Raw genomic sequence first — 25,949 nt, forward strand, 5'->3', positions numbered from 1 at the left:
AGGCAGCTGGCGCTAAACCGAGAGTGAACGGAGACGCCATGGAATCGCAGGACCTTCGCAAAGTCGGCCTCAAGGTCACCCACCCGCGCATGCGCATCCTGGAACTGCTGGAGCAGAAGAACGCCCAGCACCATTTGAGCGCGGAAGACATCTATCGCCAGTTGCTGGACCACGGCGACGAGATCGGCCTGGCCACGGTGTACCGCGTGCTGACGCAGTTCGAAGCCGCGGGCCTGGTGCTGAAGCACAACTTCGAGGGCGGCCAGGCCGTCTACGAGCTGGATCGTGGCGGCCACCACGACCACATGGTCGACGTGGACACGGGCAAGATCATCGAGTTCGAGAGCGTCGAGATCGAGAAGCTGCAGCGCGAGATCGCCGCCAAACACGGTTACGAGCTGGAAGAGCACTCGCTGGTTTTGTACGTGCGCAAGAAGCGCTGACGCCCTGAGAACCCCTACTGTGGGAGCGACGTCAGTCGCGATGAGGCGCCGCGACCCATCATCGCGACTGACGTCGCTCCCACAGATAAAACAAGGTTTGGTCAGACCGCGTTGGCCAGCAGCCGCTTCGCCGCGGCATGTGCTTCCTTGCTGACTTCCACGCCGCCCAGCATGCGGGCGAGTTCTTCCTCGCGCTGCTTCGCGCCGAGCTTTTCGACCGCGCTCTGGGTCATGCCGTCCACCGGCGCCTTGCTGACGCGGTAGTGCGCGTGGCCCTGGGCGGCCACCTGCGGCAGGTGGGTGACGCACAACACCTGCCGCTGGGCGCCGAGGGCGCGCAGCTTCTGGCCGACGATCTCGGCCACGGCGCCGCCGATGCCGGTGTCCACTTCGTCGAAGATCATGGTCGGCACGGCATCCAGGCCCAGCGCGGCGACTTCGATCGCCAGCGAAATGCGTGCGAGCTCGCCGCCGGAGGCGACCTTGCGCAGCGGGCGTGGCGGCTGCCCGGCGTTGGCGGAGACCAGGAATTCGACCCGTTCGGCGCCGGTCGGGTCGGGGCGCTCGCTGTCCTGGGCTTCCAGTGCGATCTCGAAGCGGCCGCCGCCCATGCCCAGCTCGGCGATCAGCGCGGTGGTGGTCTCGCCCAGTGCCTTGGCGGCGCGCTGGCGGGTGCGGGTCAGGGCGGCGGCGGCATCGCGCCACTGCGCCCGGGTCGTGTCGATCTCGCTGTTGAGCTGGAGCAGGCGCTCGCCGGCCCCGCGCAGCGATTCGAGTTCGGCGGCCAGGCGGTCGTGCTGCTCCTGCAGGCCGTCCAGCGGCACCCGGTGCTTGCGGGCCAGGTCGTGCACGCGGGCGAGCTTGCGCTCCAGCGCGTCGAACTGCAGTGGTTCGCCGTCGAGGTCGTCGCGCACCTGGCCCAGCAGCGACACGGCCTCCTCGATCTGGATCGCGGCGCCCTCCAACAATGCGTCCACGTCGCGCAGGCGGGGCTCGTGTTCGGCCTGCCGGGCAAGCTCGGCGCGGACCTGTTGCAGTTGGCGCGTCAGCGAGGGCGCATCGTCGCTGGCCAGTTCGCCCAGGGCGGCATCGCAGGCCTGGATCAGGCCGGCGGCGTGCGCCTGCCGGCGGTGGCTGGCCACCAGTGTCTCCAGCGCGGCGGGCGCCAGGTCCTCGCGCTGCAGTTCCGCCAGTTGGTGTTCCAGATAGTTGATCCGGTCGGAGACATCACCCTGGCTGGACAGTTGTTCGCGCTCGCGCAGCAGCGAGGTCCAGCGGCGGGCGGCGTCGCGGACGGCGGTCCGTTCGCCCTCATTGCGGGCGAAGGCGTCCAGCAGGTCCAGCTGGCTGTTGCGGGCGAGCAGGGCCTGATGTTCGTGCTGGCCATGGATTTCCACCAGCCGGCTCGCCAGTTCGGTCAGCTGCGACAGCGTGACGCTGCGGCCGTTGATCCAGGCGCGCGAACCGCCATCGGCCCGGATCACCCGGCGCAACTGGCACTGGCCGTCGTCGTCCAGCGCGTTGTCGGCCAGCCACGCCTGCGCCGGCGATCCCGCGGCAGCGGCAAATTCGGCCGAGAGTTCCGCGCGCTCGGCGCCGTGGCGGACCACACCGCTGTCGGCCCGCAGGCCGGACAGGAAACCCAGCGCGTCCACCAGCAGCGACTTGCCGGCGCCGGTTTCACCGGAAATGACGGTCATGCCATCGCCGAATTCCAGTTCGGCGGCACGGACGACGGCGAAATCCTTGAGGGCGAGGTGTCTGAGCATGCGGCGGATTGTAAGCGGAGCCGGCTCACGTACTGAGACAGCGGCGACGGTCCGCTTGCAAAGGGGGCGGTGCGACGTTATCTAACGGGTATGCATTCGCCATCGCCCCCGCTGGATCCGCGCGCCCGCCAGTTGCTGCGCACGCTGATCTCGCGCTACATCCGCGACGGCGAGCCGGTAGGGTCGCAGACGCTGGCCCGGCACGCCGGGCTGGAGGTCAGCCCGGCGACCATCCGCAACATCCTGTCGGAACTGGAAGAGGTCGGGCTGTTGAGTTCGCCGCACACGTCCGCCGGGCGTATCCCGACCGCGCAGGGCTACCGGGTGTTCGTCGACAGCCTGGTGCAGGTGAAGTCGCTGGGCGAGGGCGAGGTGGCGCGCCTGCGTGCCGAACTGTCGGCCGGCGCCGGCACCCAGGCCCTGCTGGGCAACGCCTCCGAGCTGCTGTCGGCGATGACCCACTTCGTCGGCGTGGTCAGCGTGCCGCGGCGGGAACAGTTCGCCTTCCGCTACATCGACTTCGTGCCGCTGGATGGCCAGCGGGTGATGGCGATCCTGGTGTTCGCCGACAACGACGTGCAGAACCGGGTCATCGAGACCCGTCGCGTCTACGAGCGGTCGGAGCTGGAGCGTATCGCCAACTATCTGAACACCCAGTTCGCCGGCCGGCCGCTGTCGGAGATCCGCGCCAACCTGCTGCACGACCTGCGCCGGGCACAGACCGAAATGGAAGGCCTGCTGGCCGAATCCATCGAGCTGGCCGAACAGGCCCTCACGCCACCCGGCGACGACGTGGTGCTGGCCGGGCAGACCCGGTTGATGGGCGTGCAGGAGCTGTCCGACCTGGAACGGCTGCGCGACCTGTTCGAGGCCTTCGCCCGCAAGCGCGAGATCCTGCAGCTGCTGGAACGCACGATCCGCGCCCCGGGCGTGCGCATCTTCATCGGCGAGGACACCGGGCTGGCGCCGCACGACGGCGTGTCGGTGGTGACCGCGCCGTACATGGCGGGCGGGCAGGTACTCGGCGTGCTGGGCGTGATCGGGCCCACGCGCATGGCCTACGACCGGGTCATCCCGGTGGTGCAGGCCGCGGCCGATGTCCTGGGCGCGGCCTTGAATCCGGAATCCACGGCCCCATAGGTTCCCGGTCGGGCGGCTGGACCTGCCGCCAGGGAACCGAAATGAACGAACAACACGATTACGACGACGCTCAGGGCCAGGCGCCCGAGTCCCCCGAGGCCGATGCCGCGCTGCTGGCCGAGCTGGAAACGCTGCGCAACGAGCTGGACCAGCTGCGCGCCACCACGCTGCTGGAGCGCGCCGACCTGGAAAACCAGCGCAAGCGCGTGGCCCGCGACATCGAGCAGGCCCGCAAGTTCGCCAACGAGCGCCTGCTGGGCGACCTGCTGCCGGTGTTCGACAGCCTCGACGCCGGCCTGGCGGCCGCGGGCACGGAGCCCAGTCCGTTGAAGGACGGCCTGGAACTGACCTTCAAGCAGCTGCTCAAGGTCGCCGGCGACAACGGCCTGGTGCTGCTCGACCCCACCGGCGAAGCCTTCAACCCCGATCACCACCAGGCCATCAGCCAGGCCGACGCGCCCGACGCGGCGCCCGGCAGCGTGGTGCAGGTGTTCCAGAAGGGCTACGTGCTCAACGGCCGCCTGCTGCGTCCGGCGCTGGTCGTGGTGGCCAGGCACGACTGAACACCGCCGCGATGGCGCTTGAACCGCGCCATCGCATCCCTATATCGGGACCATCCACCCGGCCGGGCGCCGGGTCCAACATCAGAATTTGCTAGGGAGCGAGATCCATCATGGGCAAGATCATCGGCATCGACCTGGGCACGACCAACTCGTGCGTGGCGATCATGGACGGCGGCAAGGCCCGCGTCATCGAGAATTCGGAAGGCGACCGCACCACGCCCTCCATCGTGGCCTACACGAAGGACGGCGAAGTGCTGGTCGGTGCCTCGGCCAAGCGCCAGGCCGTGACCAACCCGAAGAACACCTTCTATGCGGTGAAGCGCCTGATCGGCCGCAAGTTCACCGACGCGGAAGTGAAGAAGGACCTGGACCTGGTCCCGTACGCCATCATCCCGCACGAGAACGGCGACGCCTGGGTGCAGACCTCCGACGGCAAGAAGCTGTCGGCGCAGGAAATCTCCGCGCGCATCCTGGAGAAGATGAAGAAGACGGCCGAAGCCTTCCTGGGCGAGACCGTCACCGAAGCCGTCATCACCGTGCCGGCCTACTTCAACGACAGCCAGCGCCAGGCCACCAAGGACGCCGGCAAGATCGCCGGCCTGGACGTCAAGCGCATCATCAACGAGCCGACCGCGGCCGCGCTGGCCTACGGCCTGGACAAGGGCGACGGCGGCGCCGACCGCAAGATCGTCGTCTATGACCTGGGCGGCGGCACGTTCGACGTGTCGATCATCGAGATCGCCAACGTCGACGGCGAGAAGCAGTTCGAAGTGCTGGCGACCAACGGCGACACCTTCCTGGGTGGCGAGGACTTCGACAAGCGCGTCATCGACTACCTCGTCGAGGAATTCCAGAAGGATCAGGGCATCGACCTGCGCAAGGACCCGCTGGCCCTGCAGCGCCTGAAGGACGCCGCCGAGCGCGCCAAGATCGAGCTGTCCAGCTCGCAGCAGACCGAAGTGAACCTGCCGTACGTGACCGCCGACGCCTTCGGTCCCAAGCACCTCAACATCAAGCTGACCCGCGCCAAGCTGGAAGCGCTGGTGGAAGACCTGGTGAAGAAGACCATCGAGCCGTGCCGCATCGCGCTGAACGACGCCGGCCTGCGTGCCAGCGACATCGGCGAGGTGATCCTGGTCGGTGGCCAGACCCGCATGCCGAAGGTGCAGCAGGCGGTGGCCGAGTTCTTCGGCAAGGAGCCGCGCAAGGACGTCAACCCGGACGAAGCCGTGGCGCTGGGTGCCGCGATCCAGGGCGGCGTGCTGGCCGGCGACGTCAAGGACGTGCTGCTGCTCGACGTGACCCCGCTGTCGCTGGGCATCGAAACGCTGGGTGGCGTGTTCACCAAGATCATCGAGAAGAACACCACCATCCCGACCAAGGCCTCGCAGACCTTCTCTACCGCCGAGGACAACCAGTCCGCGGTGACCGTGCACGTGCTGCAGGGCGAGCGCGAACAGGCCCGCTTCAACAAGTCGCTGGCCAAGTTCGACCTGTCCGGCATCGAGCCGGCGCCGCGCGGCATGCCGCAGGTGGAAGTGTCGTTCGACATCGACGCCAACGGCATCCTGCATGTCAGCGCCAAGGACAAGAAGACCAACAAGGAACAGAAGGTCGAGATCAAGGCCGGTTCGGGCCTGTCCGAGGACGAGATCGCGCGCATGGTGGCCGACGCCGAGGCGCATCGCGAGGAAGACAAGAAGTTCCAGGAGCTGGTGCAGACGCGCAACCAGGCCGACGGCCTGCTGCACGCCACCCGCAGCGCCATCACCGAGCACGGCAGCAAGGTGCCGGGTGATGTGATCGGCCGCGTCGAGGCCGCCATCGCCGAGCTGGAAACGGCGATGAAGGGCGACGAGAAGGCGCAGATCGAAGCCAAGGCGAAGGCGCTGGAAGAGGCCGCCCAGTCGCTGTACGCAGCGGCGGCGTCGACCGATCAGCCGGGTGCCGGTCCGGCCGGCGGCGGCTCCGCAGCGGCCGACGACGTGGTCGACGCGGAGTTCACCGAAGTGAAGGATGACAAGAAGTCGTGAATCGGGAATAGGGATTCGGGAATGGGAGGAACGGATCAACTCCGCTCCTCCCTTCCTTGTTACCCATTTCGCCATGAAGCGCTCGCATTGGTCGCTTTGACCATTCCCGATTCTCCATTCTCCATTCCCGCCCCATGAGCAAACGCGATTACTACGAAGTCCTGGGCGTGGCCCGCGACGCCAGCGACGAAGACCTGAAGAAGGCCTATCGCCGCTGCGCGATGAAACACCACCCGGACCGCAATCCCGGTGACGCCGCGGCCGAGGCGGCGTTCAAGGAGTGCAAGGAGGCCTACGAGGTCCTGTCGGACGGTGCCAAGCGCCGTACCTACGACGCCCACGGCCATGCCGCGTTCGAGCACGGCATGGGCGGCGGCGGACCCGGTGGCCCGGACATGGGCGACATCTTCGGCGACATCTTCGGCAACATCTTCGGGGGCGGCGGTGCGCGTGCTGCGCGTCGCGGCGCCGATGTCGGCTACGTGATGGAGCTGGACCTGGAAGAAGCCGTTGCCGGCGCCGAGAAGCGGATCGAGATTCCGTCGCTGGTCGCCTGCGAACCCTGCAAGGGCTCGGGCTCGGCGGACGGCAGGGTCGAGACCTGCGGCACCTGCGGCGGTCGAGGCAACGTGCGCATGCAGCGCGGCATCTTCGCCATGCAGCAGGCGTGCCCGGCCTGCGGCGGTCGCGGCCAGACTATCAAGAACCCCTGCACCGAGTGCCATGGCGCCGGTCGCGTGGAAGAAGAGAAGGTGCTGTCGGTCAAGATTCCGGCCGGCGTGGACAACGGCGACCGTATCCGCCTGACCGGCGAAGGCGAGGCCGGCCCGCCCGGCACGCCGCCCGGCGACCTGTACGTGGAGGTGCGCGTGCGCGAGCACGACATCTTCCAGCGCGACGGCGACGACCTGCACTGCGAAGTGCCCATCCGCATCTCGCAGGCGGCGCTCGGCGACACCGTGCGCGTGCCCACGCTGCGCGGCGAAGCCGAGATCCGCATCCCGGCCGAAACCCAGACCGGCAAGCTGTTCCGCCTGCGCGGCAAGGGCGTCAAGTCGGTGCGCAGCCGCAGCGAGGGCGACCTGTACTGCCGCGTGGTGGTGGAGACGCCGGTCAACCTGACCCCCGAACAGCGCGAGCTGCTGGAAAAGTTCGAAGCCACCTTCAGCGGCGACGAGGCGCGCAAGCATTCCCCGAAGTCGGCGACGTTCCTCGATGGCGTCAAGGGGTTCTGGGATCGCATGACGTCCTGAGGTCCTGCCGGGGCCTGTCCTCCCGCCGACGCCCGGTCCCTGCCGGGCGTCCTGCGTTATGGCGCCGCCGAACCATTGCTAGGATGGTGCGTCGCCAGCCGGCGGCCTACGCATATGGACAGGGAGGACATGGGGAATGCGCAAGCACTTGGGGAAGATGGCCGGGGTCTGCCTGGTCGCGGCATCGGCACTGGCCGGCGCGACATCGGCGCAGGCAGCCGAGGAGCGTCCGCTGCAGGTCGAGCATGAGCATGTCGCTTATGTTGTCGACGCCGACGGCCGCTACGTGGAGACGCGCGAGACAGCGACCAAGGTGTTGAAGGAGGCTGCGCTGGAAGCGGCCAAGACCGCGTCGGTCGGTTACAGCACCAGTATCCAGAAGGCCGAGGTGGTGGCGGCCTACACCCTCAAGGCGGACGGTCGCAAGGTCGTGGTGCCGCCCGGCAACTATCAGGTGCAGTCCGCAGCCGGGCACGAAGGCGACTCGCCCGTGTACTCCGACAACACCACGCTGACGGTGGTGTTCCCCGATCTGGCCGTCGGCGACACCACCGTGTTCGCCTACAGGTTGACCGCCCTGCAGCCGATGTTTCCGGGTCAGTTCTCGGTGATCGAGAACTTCAACCCCGCCCAGTACTACGGCGACGTGAAGATCACGCTGGACGCGCCGGCCACGGTGCAGGCCGGCCACCAGTCCTGGCAGATGCAGGAAAGCAAGCGCGAGCGCGACGGCCGTCGCGTGATCGAGTGGCGCTGGCGCAACCGCACGCCGGTGCCCCGCGAAAGCTTGCGCGACAGCGTGTACAACCCCGAGCGCTATCCCGGCTACGCATATTCCACGTTTCGCGACTATGCGCAGATCGCGCAGGCGTACGGCGGTCCGGCGAACGCGAAGGCGGTGCCCACGCCGCGCATCCGCGCGCTGGCCGACGAGATCGCCGGCGACGCGCGCGAACCACGCGAGACCGCCAAGCGTCTTTACGAATGGGTGTCGCGCAACATCACCTACGCGGGCAACTGCATCGGCCTGGGTGCCGTCGTGCCGCGCGACCTGGACCAGGTGCTGGACAACCGCATGGGAGACTGCAAGGACCACGCTACGCTGTTGCAGGCGTTGCTGGCCGCCAGGGGTATCCCGAGCACGCAGGCCCTGATCAACGCCGGTGGCACCTACACGCTGCCCAGGATACCGGTGGCATCGGTGGTCAACCACGTCATCACCTACATCCCAAGCCTGGACCTGTACGCCGATTCCACCGCAGCCACCGTGCCTTTCGGGTCTCTGCCGAACGGATCGGCGGGCAAGCCGGTGCTGCTGGTGGAGGGCCATCACGAAGGCGCATCGACGCCGTTGCGTGAAGCCGGCCGCGATGGCCAGAAGCTGCGCACGACGGTGCGGATCGCCGCCGACGGCTCGGTCAAGGGCAGCCAGCAGGTGGAGCTGAGCGGCAGGCTGGCGGTGATGGCGCGCGACCAGTTCCGCGAGCTGCCCGCGGCCGAGGCGGACAGGATGGTGCGCCGTTACTTCGAGCGCATGGCGCTGCGCGCCGACGGCACGGTGCGCTATCCCGACGCCCGTCCGCTGCAGGACGACTTCAGCATCGACGCGGACTTCGAGGTCGCGCGGATGCTGCCGGCGTCGGGTGGGCTGCAAACGCAGCCCTGGTTCATCAGCTACGCGCCGATAGCGAGCATCGTGGCACGCAACCTCGGGAGCGTCGATCAGCCGGAGGGTGAGAGCGGCTGCGGTGGCATCTACTCGGAGGAGGAGTACACGATCGAACTGGCCCCCGGGATGCGCATCGCCTCGCTGCCCGGCAACGTCGATGTCGAGGAGGGCAACGTCGCTTTCCGCGCGACCTACCGGCGCGAAGGCAACCGCATCCACATCAAGCGCCGGCTGGACGATCGCACGCCAGGCCCGGTCTGCTCGCCGGAGTACAACACTGCCTACACACGGACGATGCAGAAGATCCTCCCCGGCCTGCGCGAGCAGATCGTCTATCTGGCTGCGGATGTCCGTGCCGACTGAGCCTGCCGTTCCGCAGGACGGCGCTGCGGCATTGAACGTACCGCGGCGCCCGTTGGTCGGCATCGTCGGCAGCGCCGGCGCCTATGGCCGCTGGCTGCAGTCGTTCTTCCGTACCCGGATGGGGCTGACGGTCATCGGCCACGACCCGGCGGATGCGCAGTCCGTCGACGAACTTGAACTGGTCCGGCGCGCGGACGTGCTGGTGTTCTCTGCGCCGATCTGCCATACCGCCGCGCTGATCGACCGCTACATCGGTCTGGCGGACGGCCACGAGGCCGGCAAGCTCTGGCTTGACGTCACCTCCATCAAGACCACGCCGGTGGCCGCCATGCTGCGTTCGCAGGCGGAGGTCGTCGGCCTGCACCCGATGACCGCGCCCCCGAAGGCGCCGACCCTGAAGGGCAGGGTGATGGTGGTCAGCGAGGCACGGCTGCAGCGCTGGCGTCCGTGGGTGGCCGAACTGCTCGCGGCGCTTGAAGCCGAATGCGTGCATGCCACGCCCGAACAGCACGACAGGGTGATGGCCTTGGTGCAGGCGATGGTGCACGCGACGCACCTGGCGCAGGCCGGCGTCCTGCGCGGGCAGGCCCTGCAGGTCGGCGACCTGGCCGCGGTGATGCCGTTCCGGTCGGCCTCCTTCGAGATGGACGCCGCGATCATCGCGCGCATCCTGTCGCTCAATCCGGCGATCTACGAAGACATCCAGTTCGGCAATCCGCATTCGGGCGCCGTGCTGCAGGCGCTGGGTGGGCAGATCAGCCGGATGGCGGCGCTGGTGCGCGACGGCAGCGACGCCGCGCGTGCCGCCTTCCGCGACGAATTCCTGCGCGACAACCGCGTCGCCATCGGCGAGGTGGCGTTGGCCGAGGGCAACTACAGCTACGAGCGGATCGGGTATCTGCTGGCCGATCTCGCGGCCGGCGAGGCGCTCAGCGTGCACCTGCCCGAGGACCGGCCGGGCTCGTTGCGCGCGCTGCTGCACGTGTTCGAGCGGCATGCGGTGAGCCTGTCATCGATCCACTCCTCGCGCACGCCCGAAGGCGAGGTGCATTTCCGGATCGGATTCGATGCCGGCGTGGACCTGGAGGCGCTGCGACGCGCGGTGGAGGAGATTGCCGCACGGCAGCTGGGGCGTGTTCTGGCCTGATGCGTGCGTCGCGCGCAGGGTCGGGGAAATGAAGGTAAACCCGTTTACTCGACAACTGTGACATGACGGGCCTAGCATCGGATCCATCGGGGCGCGCGCGCTGACGCTCCCCATCATCATCCTCAAGGAGTGACGGAGATGGCCCGCGACAACAGACTGGTCCCACTTTCGTCGGCTCGTTCGCCGGTGCCCGCGATGGCCGAAGCGGACGCGGTCGCGCTGTTGACGCGCATTGTGGCGGCGCAGAGCGAGATTGCGGCCGCTGGCCCCGACCCGCAGGACGTCGTCGATGCCATCACGTACCGCGCACAGGAACTGACGCGATCGGCCGGTGCCGTGCTGGAGATACGCGACGGCGATCAGATGCGCTACTGGTCGGCCAGCGGCATCGCGGCCAACCAGGTCGGCCTGCTGATGCCGGCAAAGGGCAGTCTTTCCGGGCGTTGCCTGGAGGAAGGACGCGTATTGCGCTGCGACGACAGCGAGACCGACCCGCGTGTCAATCGCGAGGCCTGTCGCAACGTGGGCCTGCGCTCGATGCTGGTGGCGCCGCTGTACTTCCGTCGCCAGGCCGTGGGCGTGCTCAAGGTGGTCTCGACCGTGCCCGGTGCGTACGGCGACACCGATCAGCGCACGCTCGAACAGTTGAGCGCGTTGGTCGCGGCCAGCCTCTACAAGGCGATCGAGCACGCGCAGATGCGCGCGGCGCTCGAACACAGGAAGGGGCAGGGCGAGCGCGAGCGCCAGCAGTCGCAGGAAGCGCGCACGCGCCTGGAGGCGGTGCTGGAAGCAGGGCAGATGAGCGCCGCGCTGCAGCCCATCGTGCGGCTCAGCGACGGCGCGATCGTCGGCTACGAAGCGTTGGCGCGTTTTCCAGTGGAGTACGACATGTCCACCGTGCGATGGTTCGAGGAGGCCGCTCGCCATGGCATGAGCATCCAGCTCGAACTGGCGGCGGTGCGAATTGCACTCGCCCATCTGGGAAAGGTCCCGAACGATGCCTACCTCGCCCTCAACGTGTCACCGGAAACCGCCTGCAGCGATGCGCTGACATCGTTGCTGCAAGCGCACCATCCGCATCGCCTGGTGCTGGAGATCACCGAGCACACCCCCGTGGAGGACTACGGGCAACTCAATCTCCGCCTGGCCGCCCTGCAGGCGCTGGGCACGCGCATCGCGGTGGACGATACCGGCGCGGGATTCTCCACCCTCCGCCATGTGCTGCGCCTGGCGCCGGACATCATCAAGCTCGACGTCACGCTGGTGCGTGACGTGGACCAACGCCCGCGCATGCAGGCGCTGATCGCCGCACTGCTGACGTTCGCACATGGGACCCGCGCCGAGCTGGTGGCGGAAGGCGTGGAAACGGCGCAGCAGCTCGCCACGTTGCGACAGCTTGGCGTGCCGTATGCGCAGGGCTACCACCTAGGACATCCGCAAGTACCCTGAGGCCTTCACCGCATCCTGTCGCCAGCTTCACGGGCGCCCGCTACCATGCAGGCATGAACGCCACCGCCACCCGCCTCCTCATCCATGGTGCTTCCGGCCGCATGGGCCAGTCGCTGCTCCGCCTGGCCGCCGAACAGCCCGATCGGTACCAGGTCGTCGCGGCGGTGACGCGACGCACGCCCTCGCCGCGCGTGGTCGATGGCGTGCCGCATTTCGCCGCCAGCGAGCTGGGCGGCGTGCCGGCATTCGATGTTGCCATCGACTTCAGCCTGCCCGATGGATTCGATCCCATCCTCGCCCTGTGCGTGGAGCGTGGCGCGCCGCTGGTGTCGGGCACGACCGGCATCTCCGCTGAGCAGATCGACGCGGTTTCGCGCGCGGCCGCCACCATCCCGTTGGTCTGGGCAACGAACTTCAGCCTGGGCGTCGCCGTGCTGGCCGAACTGGTCGAGCGTGCCGCTGCAGCCTTGTCCGGATGGGACGTGGATGTCGTGGAATCGCATCACGTGCACAAGAAGGACGCCCCTTCAGGCACCGCGCTGACGTTGGGACAGGCGGCGGGCAGCGCGGGCGCACAGGTGCATTACGCCAGTCTGCGCGCGGGCGACATCGTCGGCGAGCACACCGTGCAGTTCACCGGCCTGGGCGAGCGCGTCGAACTGGTCCATCGCGCCACGCATCGCGACGTATTCGCACGCGGCGCCTTGCATGCGGCGCGGAAACTCGCCGGTCGACCCGCCGGCAATTACCGCGTGCGCGACCTGCTGGATTGAAGGCCGGGCGAGCGCCGCACGCTCGCGCCAACCTGAATACGCCGTGCTCTGGCGGTCTGCCAATGGTCTGCCGGGCAAAAAAACGGTGGCGCTGAACAGGCCGTTTCCGTACAATTCCCGCTCGCCTGTTACCCATCGCCACGGACCGGATCAACGCCGCGTCTGCGGTTTCTTGCAGCCGCAAGCCGGTGGGACAGGGTTCCTCCACCCCAAGGCGAACCCCGTGACACGACCCGCAATTCTCGTACTCGAAGACGGCACCGTATTCGAGGGCGAATCCGTAGGCGCAGACGGCCTTTCCGTCGGCGAAGTGGTGTTCAACACCGCCATGACCGGCTATCAGGAAATCCTGACCGACCCGTCGTACGCCCGCCAGCTCGTCACCCTGACGTATCCCCACATCGGCAACACCGGCTGCACCGACCAGGACGATGAAGCGTCGAAGGTCTGGTGCGCCGGCCTGATCGTGCGCGACGTGCCGCGCCGTCCCAGCAGCTGGCGCAACCAGCAGGCGCTGCCGGAATGGCTGTCCACGCGCGGCATCGTGGCCATTGCCGGCATCGATACCCGCAAGCTGACCCGCATCCTGCGCGAGCGCGGCGCCCAGAACGGCGCCCTGATGGCCGGCGACGGCCTCGATGCCGACCAGGCGCTGGAAGCCGCACGCAAGTTCCCCGGCCTGAAGGGCATGGACCTGGCCAAGGTGGTGACCACCGACAAGCCGTACCCCTGGCGCGATGGCCAGCTCGACCTGGACCGCAATGCCTTCGTGCAGGCGCCGGCGAAGTTCAAGGTCGTGGCCTACGACTTCGGCGTGAAGCACAACATCCTGCGCATGCTGGCCGAGCGAGGCTGCGAAGTGACCGTGGTGCCGGCGCAGACCAGCGCGGCGGACGTGCTGGCGATGCAGCCCGATGGCGTGTTCCTGTCCAACGGTCCGGGCGATCCGGCGCCGTGCGATTACGCCATCACCGCCATCCGCGAATTCATCGCCAAGAAGATCCCCACCTTCGGCATCTGCCTGGGCCACCAGTTGCTGGCGCTCGCCGCCGGCGCGCAGACCATGAAGATGGGACACGGCCACCACGGTGCCAACCACCCGGTGCAGGACCTCGACAGTGGTCGCGTGATGATCACCTCGCAGAACCACGGCTTTGCCGTCGACGAAGCGACGCTGCCGGCCAACGTGCGCGTGATCCACCGCTCGCTGTTCGACGGCACCAACCAGGGCATCGAACTGACCGACGCCCCGGCGTTTTCCTTCCAGGGCCATCCGGAAGCGTCGCCGGGGCCGCACGACGTGGCGCCGCTGTTCGACCGGTTCGTCCAGTCGATGGGCTCAGGGCGTTAAGCCGGCACGCCGCCGACCATCCGCCCCACATTTGTTTACCGGCCGCACGCCGCGCACAGCGCGCGACGGCCACGCGAAGAACCGAGGACAGCATGCCCAAGCGCAACGACCTTAAAACCATCCTGATCATCGGCGCAGGCCCGATCGTCATCGGCCAGGCCTGCGAGTTCGACTACTCCGGCGCCCAGGCCTGCAAGGCGCTGCGCGAGGAGGGGTACCGGGTGGTGCTGGTCAACAGCAACCCCGCGACCATCATGACCGACCCGGAGATGGCGGACGCGGTGTACATCGAGCCGATCAACTGGCAGACGGTCGAGAAGATCATCGCCAAGGAAAAGCCCGACGCGCTGCTGCCGACGATGGGCGGACAGACCGCGCTGAACTGCGCGCTGGACCTGGCCGACAACGGCGTGCTGGACAAGTACGGCGTGGAGCTGATCGGCGCCAAGCGCGACGCCATCCGCATGGCCGAGGACCGCGAGCTGTTCCGCGTGGCGATGGGCGAGATCGGGCTGGAATGCCCCAAGGCCGCCGTCGCCCACACGCTGGAAGAAGCGCTGGAGATCCAGACCCGCGTCGGCTATCCCACCATCATCCGCCCCAGCTTCACCCTGGGTGGCAGTGGCGGCGGCATCGCCTACAACCGCGAGGAACTGGTCGACATCGTCACCCGCGGCTTGGAGCTGTCGCCGACCACCGAAGTGCTGGTGGAAGAGTCGGTGCTCGGCTGGAAGGAATTCGAGATGGAAGTGGTCCGCGACACCGCGGACAACTGCATCATCGTCTGCTCGATCGAAAACCTCGACCCGATGGGCGTGCACACCGGCGACAGCATCACCGTCGCGCCGGCGCAGACCCTGACCGACAAGGAGTACCAGCGCCTGCGCGATGCCTCCATCGCGGTGCTGCGCAAGATCGGCGTGGACACCGGCGGCTCGAACGTGCAGTTCGGCATCAATGCGCAGACCGGCCGCGTGGTGGTCATCGAGATGAACCCGCGCGTGTCGCGCTCGTCGGCGCTGGCGTCCAAGGCCACCGGCTTCCCGATCGCCAAGGTCGCGGCCAAGCTGGCCGTGGGCTACACGCTGGACGAGCTGAAGAACGAGATCACCGGCGGCCTGACCCCGGCCTCGTTCGAGCCGGCGATCGACTACGTGGTGACCAAGATCCCGCGCTTCGCCTTCGAGAAGTTCCCGCAGGCCGACGCCCGCCTGACCACGCAGATGAAATCCGTGGGCGAGGTGATGGCGATGGGCCGCACCTTCCAGGAATCGCTGCAGAAGGCGCTGCGCGGGCTGGAAACCGGCAAGGTCGGCCTGGACCCCACCGGCCTGGACCTGGCCGACGAGGACGATCTGGCCGCGCTGCGCCGCGAACTGAAGGCGCCCGGTCCGGAGCGCCTGTTCTACGTGGCCGACGCGTTCCGTGCCGGCATGAGCGTCGAGCAGGTGCACGCGCTGTCGTTCATCGATCCGTGGTTCCTCGACCAGATGGAAGAGATCATCGCCGCCGAGCAGCAACTGGCCGCCGATGGCCTGGGGTCGCTGGACAAGACGCGCATGCGCCGCCTCAAGCGCATGGGCTTTTCCGATGCGCGCCTGGCGCAGCTGGCCAACACCAACGAGACCGCCGTGCGCGTGCTGCGCAAGGCGCTGGGCGTGAAGCCGGTGTACAAGCGCGTCGACTCGTGCGCGGCCGAGTTCGCCACCAGCACCGCCTACCTGTACTCGACCTACGAGGACGAGTGCGAAGCGCAGCCGACCAACCGCGACAAGATCATGATCCTGGGCGGTGGCCCCAACCGCATCGGCCAGGGCATCGAGTTCGACTACTGCTGCGTGCACGCGGCGCTGGCGCTGCGCGAGGACGGGTTCGAGACCATCATGGTCAACTGCAACCCGGAAACCGTCTCCACCGACTACGACACCTCCGACCGCCTGTACTTCGAGCCGCTGACGCTGGAAGACGTGCTGGAGATCGTCGAGCTGGAGCAGCCGAAGGGCGTGATCGTGCAGTACGGCGGTCAGACCCCGCTGAAGCTGGCGCGTGCGCTGGAAGCCAATGGCGTGCCGGTGATCGGCACCAGTCCGGACTCCATCGACCTGGCCGAAGACCGCGAGCGCTTCCAGAAACTGGTCGACGCGCTGGGCCTGAAGCAGCCGCCCAACCGCATCGCCCGCAACGACCAGGAAGCCCTGCTGCTGGCGCGCGAGATCGGCTATCCGCTGGTCGTGCGCCCGTCGTACGTGCTGGGTGGCCGCGCGATGGAAATCGTGTACGGCGAATCCGACCTGGCCCGCTACGTGCGTGACGCGGTCAAGGTCTCCAACGATTCGCCGGTGCTGCTGGACCGCTTCCTCGACAACGCGGTGGAAGTGGACGTGGACATCATCGCCGACGCCGAGGGCCACGTGCTGATCGGCGGCGTGATGGAGCACATCGAGGAGGCCGGCGTGCATTCGGGCGATTCCTCGTGCTCGCTGCCGCCGTACTCGCTGTCGGCCAGGACGCAGGACGAGCTGCGCCGCCAGGTGGTCGAGCTGGCCAAGGCGCTGAAGGTGGTCGGCCTGATGAACACCCAGTTCGCCATCCAGGCCGGCGAAGACGGCAGCGACGACATCGTCTACCTGCTGGAAGTGAACCCGCGCGCCTCGCGCACCGTGCCGTTCGTGTCCAAGGCCACCGGCATGCCGCTGGCCAAGATCGCCGCCCGTTGCATGGCCGGCAAGACGCTGGCCGGGCAGGGCGCCACCAAGGAAATCGTGCCGGACTACTACTCGGTCAAGGAAGCGATCTTCCCGTTCGCCAAGTTCCAGGGCGTGGACCCGATCCTCGGCCCGGAGATGCGCTCCACCGGCGAGGTGATGGGCGTGGGCCGCAGCTTCGGTGCCGCCATGGCGCGTGCGCAGGAAGCCGGTGGCATCAAGGCGCCGCCGGTCGGCAAGGTGTTCATCTCCGTACGTGACCCGGACAAGAAGCGCGTGCTGCCGGTGGCGCAGCAGCTGGTCAGCCGCGGCTACAGCATCGTCGCCACGGCGGGCACGGCGGCCTGGCTGGGCGAGCACGGCATCGCCTGCGAGCAGATCAACAAGGTGCTCGAAGGCCGTCCGCACGTGGTCGACCTGATCAAGAACGGCGAAATCGTGTATATCGTCAACACCACGGAAGGACGCCAGGCCATCGCCGACTCCTTCTCGATCCGGCGCGAGGCCCTGCAGCACCGCGTCACCTATTCAACCACTGTCGCCGGCGCCAAGGCGCTGGTGCATTCGCTGGAATACCGCGGCACGGGCCCGGTGCTGGCGTTGCAGGAACTGCACAAGGAGCTTCAAGGGTGAGAGCCCCATTGACGATGGAAGGCGCGCAGCGCCTGCGCCAGGAACTGGACCTGCTGAAGACGGTCAAGCGCCCCGAAGTGATCGCCGCCATCGCCGAAGCGCGGGCGCACGGCGACCTGAAGGAGAACGCCGAGTACCACGCCGCGCGCGAGCAGCAGGGCTTCATCGAAGGCCGCATCAAGCAGCTGGAGGGCGAGCTGTCGCACGCCGAGATCATCGACGTCAGCAAGCTCAATGCCGGTTCGCGCATCGTGTTCGGCGCCAAGGTGGTGCTGGCCGACGTGGATACTGACGAAGAGAAGCGCTACCAGGTGGTCGGTGATCTTGAAGCCGACATCAAGCTGGGCCTGATCGCGATCTCCTCGCCGCTGGCCCGCGCCCTGATCGGCAAGCACGAGGGCGACAGCGTCACCATCGATGCGCCCGCCGGCCAGCGCGAGTACGAAATCGTCAGCGTTTCCTACGTCGACTGACGGACCGATGGCCCAGGCCACCCTGCTGCTGCCCGCACGCACCCGGCTGGTCGGGCAGCTGCTGCCGCCCGACGTCGCCAAGGCGCTGGGCCGCGCCGACCGCAGCGAAGGCGAGGCCGGCGAGCGCGCGCAGCTGCGGCGTCAGTTCCAGCTGGTGCCGGACCACTGGCCGGTCGCCGCGCTGACGCGCCAGCGCGATGCACGGGATGCGGCGGGTGCCAGATGGCTGCGCGCGGATCCGGCGCGCGTCTCTCCCGACATGACCGGCGCCCGCATGCTGGCCTACGGCGAAGCGCTCGCGCTGACCGACGAGGACACCGCGCAGTTGCTGCCCGCGTTGAAGCCGTTGTTCGGCGATGCCGGCATGCTGCTCGATGCGCCGCAGCCGGCGCGCTGGTACCTGCGTCTGCCGGTGGAGGCGAAGCTGCCGACGTTCGCACCGGCCAGCGAGGTGCTGGGCGACGACCTGTTCGCGCACCTGCCCGAGGGCGATGCCGGACGGCGCTGGCGTGCGCTGCTCAGCGAGGCGCAGGTGCTGCTGCACAACCATCCATGGAATGCGCAGCGCGTGGCGCAGGGCAAACCGCCGGTGAACTCGCTGTGGTTCTGGGGCGGCGGCGTGTTGCCGGATGCCGTGCGCACGGGGTTCCGCCAGGTGAAGAGCCACGACGTGCTGCTGCAGTCGCTGGCGCAGGTCGCCGGCGTGGAGGAGACGCACGCCAATGGCGAAGGCGGCGTCGACGCGCTGATCGACCTGCGCCACCTGCGCAACCTCGACCTGCTGTGCCGCGATGCGCTGCGGCCGCTGCTGGAGGCGCTGCGCAAGCGCGAACTCGACGCGCTGAACCTCGACTTCGAGGATGGCGCGCTGTTCTCGCTGCGCCGCGAACAGCGCTGGCGCCTGTGGCGCGGTCCGTTGCAACGTCTGGATACGGCACGCCCGGACCACGTTCCCGCATGACGCCGTCCCCACGGATCCGCCGTCGCGCCATCGCCGCCGGCGGAGATTGGCCGGACAGCGTGCCGCCGCTGCTGCGACGCATCTACGAGGCGCGCGGTGCGCTGTCGATGGAACAGGCGCAGCCGCGGCTGGCGCAGCTGCTGCCGCCCGATCTGCTGGGTGGACTGGGCGAAGCCACCGCCTTGCTGGCGGATGCGATCGCGCAGGACCGGCATATCGTCATCGTCGGCGACTTCGACTGCGACGGTGCCACCGCCTGCGCGGTCGGCGTGCGCGGGTTGTGCCTGCTCGGTGCCCGGCGCGTCACGCCCGCGGTGCCCAACCGCATGGTGCACGGCTACGGCCTGTCGCCGTCGCTGGTGGACGAACTGGCCGCGCTGCAGCCGGACTTGCTGGTCACCGTGGACCACGGCATCGCCTGCCACGCCGGTATCGCCGCGGCGAAGGCGCGGGGCTGGCAGGTGCTCGTCACCGATCACCACCTGCCGGGCGAGCAGCTGCCGTCGGCCGATGTCATCGTCAATCCGAACCTGCGCGGCGATCCGTTCCCCAGCAAGATGCTGGCCGGCGTCGGCGTGATGTTCTACGTGCTGCTGGCGTTGCGGCGCGTACTGCGCGAGCGCGGCGCGTTCGCCGGCGCGGAGCCGGACCTGTCCACGCTGCTCGACCTGGTCGCCATCGGCACCGTCGCCGACCTGGTGCCGCTGGACGCGAACAACCGTGCCCTGGTCGGCGCCGGACTGCGTCGCCTGCGTGCGGGGCAGGGATGCGCGGGCCTGCAGGCGCTGATGCGCGTGGCCGGCCGCGATCCCGCACGCCTGACCGCCGCCGACATCGGCTTCGCCATCGCGCCGCGCCTCAACGCGGCGGGACGGCTGGAGGACATGGCGCTGGGCATCGCCTGCCTGTTGACCGACGACGCCACCCAGGCCGACGAGATGGCGCGCGTGCTGGAGGGCATCAATGCCGAGCGCCGCGGCGTGCAGCAGCAGATGGTCGACGAAGCGCATGCGGCGATCGCGCGCATCGACAGCACCGACGGCGGCCCGGTGCCGCTGGCGCCGTGCCTGTTCGACCCGGAATGGCATCCGGGCGTGGTGGGCCTGGTGGCCTCCAAGATCAAGGAGCGCCTGCACCGGCCGGTCATCGCGTTCGCGCCGGCGGAACCGGGCAGCACCACCCTGCGCGGTTCGGCGCGCTCGATTCCGGGATTCCACATCCGCGACGCGCTGGCCGCGGTCGACACCGCACACCCCGGCCTGATCCAGCGTTTCGGTGGTCATGCGATGGCGGCGGGACTGTCGCTGGACGAATGCGATCTGCCGTCGTTCCGCGACGCGTTCCATCAGCACGTCCGCGCGATGCTCGACGACGACCTGCTCCGCGAGGAAGTGCTGAGCGATGGCGAACTGGCCTCCGACGAGCTCGATCGTGCGCACGCCGACGTCCTGCGCGGTGCGGGACCGTGGGGGCAGGGTTTTCCCGAGCCGGTATTCGATGGCGTGTTCGACGTGCTGGACTGGCGCGTGGTCGGCGAGAAGCACCTGAAATTCTCGCTGCGCGCGGGTGGCCATGCCGCGCCGTTGAACGCCATCCAGTTCAACGGCTGGCACGACGTGCCGCCGCCCACGCGCATCCAGGCCGCCTACCAGCTGGACACCGACGACTGGCGCGACCGTCGCGGCATCCAGTTGCTGTTGCGCCATTGGCAGGCAGCGGACTGAGCCGGCGTCAGCGCGGCTCCGACGCCAGTGCGGGCGCGTCTGGGGTGGGGTACCCGGTCGTCCGCAACCCGAACAAGGGCCGCAGCCACCGCACGCGCCGGATCACTTCATAACCGCCGAAGCAGGCGGCGAAGGTGATCGCGACCAGCAGCGGACCCTCCACCAGCGGCGGGATCGCCAGCGGCTTCAGGTGGTGCGCCACCACCACGATGACGGTCTGGTGCAGGATGTAGACCGGAAACACCGCCGCCACCAGATAGCGCAGTACGCGACTGTCGCCGGGCCGCCAGTGATGCGCGAAGCCGAGCACGGCGACGATGGCGCACCACTGGTTCAGCGCCCAGCCCAGCCGCATCGCCATGCGCAGCGCCTCCGGCGGATCGGCATCGGCGAAACGGGTGAAATAGGCGATCAGCGCCGCCCAGCTGGCGAGCCACGCCACCAGCGCCGGCCAGCGCAGCCGTTCGATCGCCTGCCATACGCCGTCCGCACGGGCGATCAGGAAGCCGAACAGGAACACGCCGAAGTACTGCGCATGGTTGTACCAGTCGTCGACCAGCGCGTGCGTCTGCTCGAAACGGCCGACCAGCAGGACCCGCGCCACCCCCAGGAACAGGACGGGCCAGACCAGCACGCCCAGCCCGGACATCGCGCGGGCGAGCAGACCGCCCGCGGCGTCGAGGGCCCGTGGCGCCAGCCGCCACAACAGCCACACCAGTACGGTGTAGACCCACAGGTAGGCGACGAACCACAGATGGTTCCACGTGGGGACGTCCAGGCAGCCGTCCGCATCGCAGAAGCCGTCGTAGGCGGTCAGGTAGCGCGCGTAGAACGCCAGGTAGCCATCGTGGTAGCCGCCCGGCAGCTGTTCCACCACTTCGTAATAGGCCTGCGGCGGCACGATCACCAGCATGCCGAAGATCAGCGGCAGCAACAGCCGCCATGAGCGGCCGCCCAGGAAACGCGCGCGGTTCCCCGCCGCCTCCGCGCTCCGCTGCGCCTTGCCGAGCAGGAAGGCGGTAGCGGTGCCCGATACCAGGAACAGCAGCGACAGCCGCCACGGCGAGCTGAGCAGCATGAACGGCTCCAGCGCATCGCTGGCGGCCGGACTCTTCACGTGCCAGTCCCAGGTCACGTAATACATGCCGACGTGGTACAGGACCAGCAGCGCGAAGGCGCAGACCCGCACCCAGTCCAGGTCGTGGCGACGTTGCATGGCGTTCTCCGTCTCGATGAAGGCGGCAGACTCGCGGCGGCGGGCGCTGCCGGCCATCGCAGAGTGACGAACGCCAGGCGGCCGGTGACGAATTGCGGGCCCCCAGGGACGAATCGCGGCGCGCATCCGGGGGGCGGTCGCTACACTGCGCGCATGAACGACAAGGATGCATTGGCCTACGAACGCTACCTGCCGTGGAAGCGCTGGGTGGAGGCGGGATTCTGGGTCGCGGTGACGGCCGCCAACTGCATCGCCAACAGCCTGACCACGCTGATGGAACTCCGGCGCGGCGACTCCGGCGTACAGGCCTGGGAGCCGGTGGTCTGGGAAGCGAGCAGCGCGCTGGTCTGGCTGCTGGTGCTGATCCCCGCCATCGTCGGTTACACGCGGTGGCGTCCCGTGCATTGGGACAACTGGCGGCGGCGGCTGGCCGAGTACGTGGGGGTCAGTCTGCTGGTCTGTCTGGTGCACGTGGTGGCGATGGTGGCCTTGCGGGTGCTGGCGTACCGCACGCAGGGAATGGCCTACGAGTTCGGCCCCTGGCCGCGCGAACTGGCCTACGAATACCTGAAGGACGTACGCAGCTTCGCCACCATCGTGGTGGTGCTGGAGAGCTACCGTTTCCTGCTGCGCCGCTGGCAGGGCGAAGCCAGCCTGCTCGCGGAGCCGGACGAGGGCCCGCCGCTGGAGCCGGTGGACCAGCCGGAACGTTTCCTGGTGCGCAAGCTTGGCCGCGAGTTCCTGGTGGCGGCCAACGACATCGAGTGGGCCCAGGCGGCAGGCAACTACGTCAACCTGCGCGTGCGCGGCCACGACTATCCGTTGCGCAGCACCATCGCCGGCATCGAATCGCGCCTGGATCGCCGCCGCTTCGCCCGCATCCATCGCAGCTACATCGTCAGCCTGGAGCAGGTGGCCTCGATCGAGCCGCTGGACACCGGCGACGCGCGCGTGCACCTGAAGGACGGCGGCGTGCTGCCCTGCAGCCGCCGCTACCGCCAGGAACTGCGCCAGCGCACCGGCGCGGACGTTTCCTAGGCTGCGCGCGTGGCCGGCACCTGCGGCAGCCGCTCCACCGCGTAACTGGCCACCAGGCCGATCGCGCCGCTGCGCACGGCGTCCTCGGGCGCGTCCAGCAACTGCTGCGGGGTGACGCCGGCAGGCAACGCGCGGCCCCAGAGGCCGGCCCAGGCGTTGCGGCGGTCCTTGGCGGCGTACAGGGCGCGGTCCGCCATGCGCAGGGCGTAGTCCCAGCCGCCGGCCGCGTTGTCGAAGAACGGGAACGGGGCGAAGCCCAGCGACACGGTCAGCGGCCAGCGTTGCTGCGGGGCGACTTCATGCACTTCGCACAGCGCCTCGTGCACGCGCGAGGCGACGGTGCAGGCCTGCGCCTCGGTGAGGTCGGCGCAGGCCATCAGGAATTCCTCGCCACCCCAGCGCGCGATGACATCGTCGACGCGTCCGATGTCGCGCAGGCGGCTGGCCAAGGCGGTCAGCACCTGGTCGCCGGCATGGTGGCCGAAGCCATCGTTGACCTGCTTGAAGTGGTCGATATCGACCAGGAACAGCACGTGCCGCGTGCCCGCACCGGGGCGCTGCAGCGACATCGCCTTCAACGCCTCGGTCGCGGCCCGCCGGTTGCGCAGGCCGGTGAGCGGATCGGTGGCGCTGACCTTGCGCAGTTGCCGGTTCCTGCGACGCTGCAGCAGGCCGAAGCCGACGCCGCCGAGCACCAGCAGCAGCATCAGGCCGGCGCCCGCGCGACGCAGCAAGGTCGACTTCTCTTCCTTCAGCCGCCCGATCTGCGCCTGGTGGCGCAGGGTCTCCAGTTCGCGCTGGGCGGCGGCGCTTTCGCTGCGCGCCTGCAGGTCCGCCAGCAGTTCCAGCCGTTGTTCCTTGAGGGTCTGCATCTCCAGCGCATGCAGGCGCGCGCCGACGGCCATGGCCTCGTCGGCCTGTCCCAGCGCGGCATGCGCGGCCATCCACGCGCGCAGCACTTCGCGCTGCTTCTGCGGCTGGGGCGTGCCGTCCACGTGCGACCACGCGCGTTGCGCGGTGGCCAGCGCGCCGGTGGAATCGCCGGACAGGCGCTGCAGGGTCGAGCGCTTGGCCAGCGAACCGGCCAGCCCCGGCGCGTCCGCGCTGGCCTGCTGGGCGGCGATGACGGCGTCCAGCACGTGCCGCGCCTGCGCCAGCCGGCCCTGCGCGATCCACAGGCCGGCGCGTTCGGCCTGCAGGCGCTCCACCACCGATTGCGCCTGCTTGCGGCGCGCCGCGGCTTCACCGGCGTCGATCACGGCCTGTGCTTCGTCGGTACGGCCCAGTCGGACCAGGTTGAGCGCATGGTTGTGCAGGATCAGCGGGTCTTCCAGCTTCACCGTCGCCGCGATTGTCAGCGCCTTGCGGTGGTAGCCATCGGCGACCTCCGGGGAGTCGAGGTAGTCGGCATGGATCAGGCCGATGTTGCTCAGCGTGGTGGCCTGGAACAGCGCGGCGTCGTCGGCCGGCAAGGCGGCGGCAAGGTCCTGCACGCGCAGGTAGGCTGCTTCGGCACGATGGATCTGGCCGGCGCCATGGAAGATCGAGCCGGCCTGCGAGAACGCGCGCGCCCGGAACGCCGACGGCAGGCCGGGATGCTCCTGCACGCGTCGCTCCATCATTTCTCCCGCCTCCACCGCACGCGTCCTGTCGCCGGCCAGGCCGGCCGCGATGCCGAGGCAGCTGAGGGTCTTGACCTCGTCCTCGACCGACAGGTCGGGTTCGCGCAGCAGCGATTCCGCCAGTGCCACCGCCACCGGAGGTGCGTCGCGCCGCAACTGCAGGCAGCGCTTGACGTCACCGGCACGGTCCTGGCTCACCGCTGGCGGCGTGCCCTGGGCGCGCGATGAAGGCAGGCCCAGCAACAGCGCCAGCCCCAGCAGGCAGGGCAGCAGCGAGGCGGGCAGGGCAGCGCGAGGCGGCATGGACGGACGGCTCCTGGAAGGTCGCACGCACGATGATGCAATTCCCGTTCCCGCTGGTTGCGCCGGCACGGCCGCCGCTGCGCCTCTGGTATCCTTGCCGACCGATTCCGTCCCCCACCTTGCATCCCATGATCGAGCTCAATCCCATCCGCCAGCGCATCGCCGACCTGCAGGACAGGCTGGCCTCGCTCCGGGGGTATCTTTGACTACGATGCCAAGCGCGAGCGCCTGGAAGAAGTAAACCGCGAGCTGGAAAGCCCGGACATCTGGAACAACGCCGAATACGCCCAGCAGCTCGGCCGCGAGCGGTCGCTGCTGGACAAGACGGTCAACGGCATCCGCGACATCGAGGAAGGCCTGACGGGGGCCAACGAACTGCTGGAACTGGCCGAGATGGAGGACGACGAGGACACTGCGCATGCCGTGGTGGCCGATGTCGAACGCTATGCCGCGCACGTGGACAAGCTGGAGTTCCAGCGCATGTTCTCCGGCAAGATGGACAGTTCCAACGCCTTCGTCGACATCCAGGCCGGTGCCGGCGGTACCGAGGCGCAGGACTGGGCGGAAATCCTGCTGCGCATGTACCTGCGCTGGTGCGAGTCGCGCGGCTGGAAGACCGAGCTGATGGAAGCCAGCGGCGGCGACGTCGCCGGCATCAAGTCGGCCACGTTGCGGGTGGAAGGCGACTTCGCCTACGGCTGGCTGAAGACCGAGACCGGCGTGCACCGGCTGGTGCGCAAGTCGCCGTTCGATTCGGACAACCGCCGCCACACCAGCTTCACCTCGGTGTTCGTGTCGCCGGAAGTCGACGACAACATCGACATCGACATCAACCCCGCCGACCTCAGGACCGATGTGTACCGTTCGTCCGGCGCCGGCGGCCAGCACGTCAACAAGACCGAATCCGCGGTGCGCATCACCCATGTGCCGACCGGAATAGTCGTGGCCTGCCAGACCGGCCGCAGCCAGCACCAGAACCGCGACAACGCGATGAAGATGCTGGCTGCCAAGCTGTACGAGCTGGAGATCCAGAAGCGCAACGCCGAGCGCGATGCGGTGGAGGCCACCAAGTCCGACATCGGCTGGGGCAGCCAGATCCGCAACTACGTGCTGGACCAGAGCCGCATCAAGGACCTGCGCACCGGCGTGGAGCGCTCCGATACGCAGAAGGTGCTGGACGGCGACCTGGACGAGTTCGTCGAGGCCAGCCTGAAATCCGGCCTGGAAGCGGGCTCCAAACGCATCGACGCCTGATCCGCGAGCGCAACCGCCTTTTGTAGGAGCGGCCCATGGCCGCGATGCTTTGAACGATAATCCTGCA

Annotated in this window: 19 protein-coding genes; 16 read left to right on the forward strand and 3 right to left on the reverse strand. The window is 68.6% G+C overall.

Going from position 1 to position 25,949, the window contains the following annotated elements:
* Positions 1-38: 38 nt before the first annotated feature.
* Positions 39-443 (forward strand): ferric iron uptake transcriptional regulator, encoded by a 405-nt coding sequence (gene fur / locus MMG85_RS00575; RefSeq protein ID WP_241044061.1) that lies wholly within the window; start codon positions 39-41, stop codon positions 441-443.
* A gap of 101 nt (positions 444-544) precedes the next feature.
* On the opposite strand, the gene recN is transcribed toward fur, so the two are convergent.
* Positions 545-2,212 carry a DNA repair protein RecN gene (gene recN, locus MMG85_RS00580; protein WP_241044062.1) on the reverse strand — a complete coding sequence of 556 codons (1,668 nt, stop codon included), beginning with the start codon at positions 2,210-2,212 and terminating at the stop codon, positions 545-547.
* Between the two features lie 90 nt (positions 2,213-2,302).
* Between recN and hrcA the strand changes: the two genes are divergently transcribed.
* The 13 genes from hrcA to recJ all read left to right on the forward strand — a co-directional run bounded on the left by hrcA (position 2,303) and on the right by recJ (position 20,449).
* Positions 2,303-3,352, forward strand: coding sequence for a heat-inducible transcriptional repressor HrcA (gene hrcA, locus MMG85_RS00585; protein ID WP_241044064.1), 1,050 nt, complete (start codon positions 2,303-2,305; stop codon positions 3,350-3,352).
* Between the two features lie 41 nt (positions 3,353-3,393).
* Positions 3,394-3,915 carry a nucleotide exchange factor GrpE gene (grpE, locus tag MMG85_RS00590; protein WP_241044065.1) on the forward strand — a complete coding sequence of 174 codons (522 nt, stop codon included), beginning with the start codon at positions 3,394-3,396 and terminating at the stop codon, positions 3,913-3,915.
* Positions 3,916-4,025: 110 nt separating this feature from the next.
* Complete coding sequence (gene dnaK, locus MMG85_RS00595) at positions 4,026-5,948, forward strand: molecular chaperone DnaK (protein ID WP_241044067.1); 1,923 nt, start codon at positions 4,026-4,028, stop codon at positions 5,946-5,948.
* A 134-nt stretch (positions 5,949-6,082) separates the two neighbouring features.
* Positions 6,083-7,201, forward strand: coding sequence for a molecular chaperone DnaJ (dnaJ, locus tag MMG85_RS00600; protein WP_241044069.1), 1,119 nt, complete (start codon positions 6,083-6,085; stop codon positions 7,199-7,201).
* A 136-nt stretch (positions 7,202-7,337) separates the two neighbouring features.
* Entirely contained in the window at positions 7,338-9,233 is a 1,896-nt protein-coding gene (locus tag MMG85_RS00605) for a DUF3857 domain-containing protein (protein ID WP_241044070.1), read from the forward strand.
* Positions 9,223-10,380, forward strand: coding sequence for a prephenate dehydrogenase (locus tag MMG85_RS00610; RefSeq protein ID WP_241044072.1), 1,158 nt, complete (start codon positions 9,223-9,225; stop codon positions 10,378-10,380). The genes MMG85_RS00605 and MMG85_RS00610 overlap by 11 nt, the downstream gene beginning before the upstream one ends.
* Positions 10,381-10,518: 138 nt before the next feature.
* Positions 10,519-11,829, forward strand: a complete 1,311-nt coding sequence (locus tag MMG85_RS00615) for an EAL domain-containing protein (RefSeq protein ID WP_241044074.1) — start codon at positions 10,519-10,521, stop codon at positions 11,827-11,829.
* Between the two features lie 53 nt (positions 11,830-11,882).
* Complete coding sequence (gene dapB / locus MMG85_RS00620) at positions 11,883-12,602, forward strand: 4-hydroxy-tetrahydrodipicolinate reductase (RefSeq protein ID WP_055943092.1); 720 nt, start codon at positions 11,883-11,885, stop codon at positions 12,600-12,602.
* Positions 12,603-12,825: 223 nt separating this feature from the next.
* Positions 12,826-13,953, forward strand: a complete 1,128-nt coding sequence (gene carA, locus MMG85_RS00625) for a glutamine-hydrolyzing carbamoyl-phosphate synthase small subunit (RefSeq protein ID WP_241044076.1) — start codon at positions 12,826-12,828, stop codon at positions 13,951-13,953.
* 92 nt (positions 13,954-14,045) lie between these two features.
* Entirely contained in the window at positions 14,046-17,291 is a 3,246-nt protein-coding gene (gene carB, locus MMG85_RS00630) for a carbamoyl-phosphate synthase large subunit (RefSeq protein ID WP_241044078.1), read from the forward strand.
* Positions 17,292-17,299: 8 nt separating this feature from the next.
* Entirely contained in the window at positions 17,300-17,764 is a 465-nt protein-coding gene (gene greA, locus MMG85_RS00635) for a transcription elongation factor GreA (protein WP_200947412.1), read from the forward strand.
* 7 nt (positions 17,765-17,771) lie between these two features.
* Positions 17,772-18,725, forward strand: a complete 954-nt coding sequence (locus tag MMG85_RS00640; protein WP_241044080.1) for a phosphoglycerate mutase — start codon at positions 17,772-17,774, stop codon at positions 18,723-18,725.
* On the forward strand, positions 18,722-20,449 hold the full coding sequence (recJ, locus tag MMG85_RS00645; RefSeq protein WP_241044081.1) for a single-stranded-DNA-specific exonuclease RecJ: 1,728 nt from the start codon (positions 18,722-18,724) through the stop codon (positions 20,447-20,449). The genes MMG85_RS00640 and recJ overlap by 4 nt, the downstream gene beginning before the upstream one ends.
* Positions 20,450-20,456: 7 nt before the next feature.
* On the opposite strand, the gene MMG85_RS00650 is transcribed toward recJ, so the two are convergent.
* The gene (locus tag MMG85_RS00650; protein ID WP_241044083.1) at positions 20,457-21,665 is read right to left on the reverse strand and encodes an acyltransferase family protein; all 1,209 of its coding nucleotides are present in this window, start codon (positions 21,663-21,665) and stop codon (positions 20,457-20,459) included.
* A gap of 153 nt (positions 21,666-21,818) precedes the next feature.
* Here MMG85_RS00650 and MMG85_RS00655 point away from each other — a divergent pair, with 153 nt between their 5' ends.
* Positions 21,819-22,703 carry a LytTR family DNA-binding domain-containing protein gene (locus tag MMG85_RS00655; protein ID WP_241044084.1) on the forward strand — a complete coding sequence of 295 codons (885 nt, stop codon included), beginning with the start codon at positions 21,819-21,821 and terminating at the stop codon, positions 22,701-22,703.
* Here MMG85_RS00655 and MMG85_RS00660 read toward each other — a convergent pair.
* Positions 22,700-24,628 (reverse strand): GGDEF domain-containing protein, encoded by a 1,929-nt coding sequence (locus MMG85_RS00660; protein WP_241044085.1) that lies wholly within the window; start codon positions 24,626-24,628, stop codon positions 22,700-22,702. The genes MMG85_RS00655 and MMG85_RS00660 overlap by 4 nt on opposite strands.
* A 128-nt stretch (positions 24,629-24,756) precedes the next feature.
* Here MMG85_RS00660 and prfB point away from each other — a divergent pair.
* A protein-coding gene (gene prfB / locus MMG85_RS00665; protein ID WP_241044086.1) for a peptide chain release factor 2 occupies positions 24,757-25,882 on the forward strand; the annotation gives its coding sequence in 2 pieces (ribosomal slippage) (positions 24,757-24,831 and positions 24,833-25,882; 1,125 coding nt in all).
* The last annotated feature ends 67 nt before the right edge of the window (positions 25,883-25,949 follow it).

Origin of the sequence: Pseudoxanthomonas sp. LH2527 (assembly GCF_022539275.1) — a bacterium.
Classification (GTDB): Bacteria; Pseudomonadota; Gammaproteobacteria; order Xanthomonadales; family Xanthomonadaceae; genus Pseudoxanthomonas_A.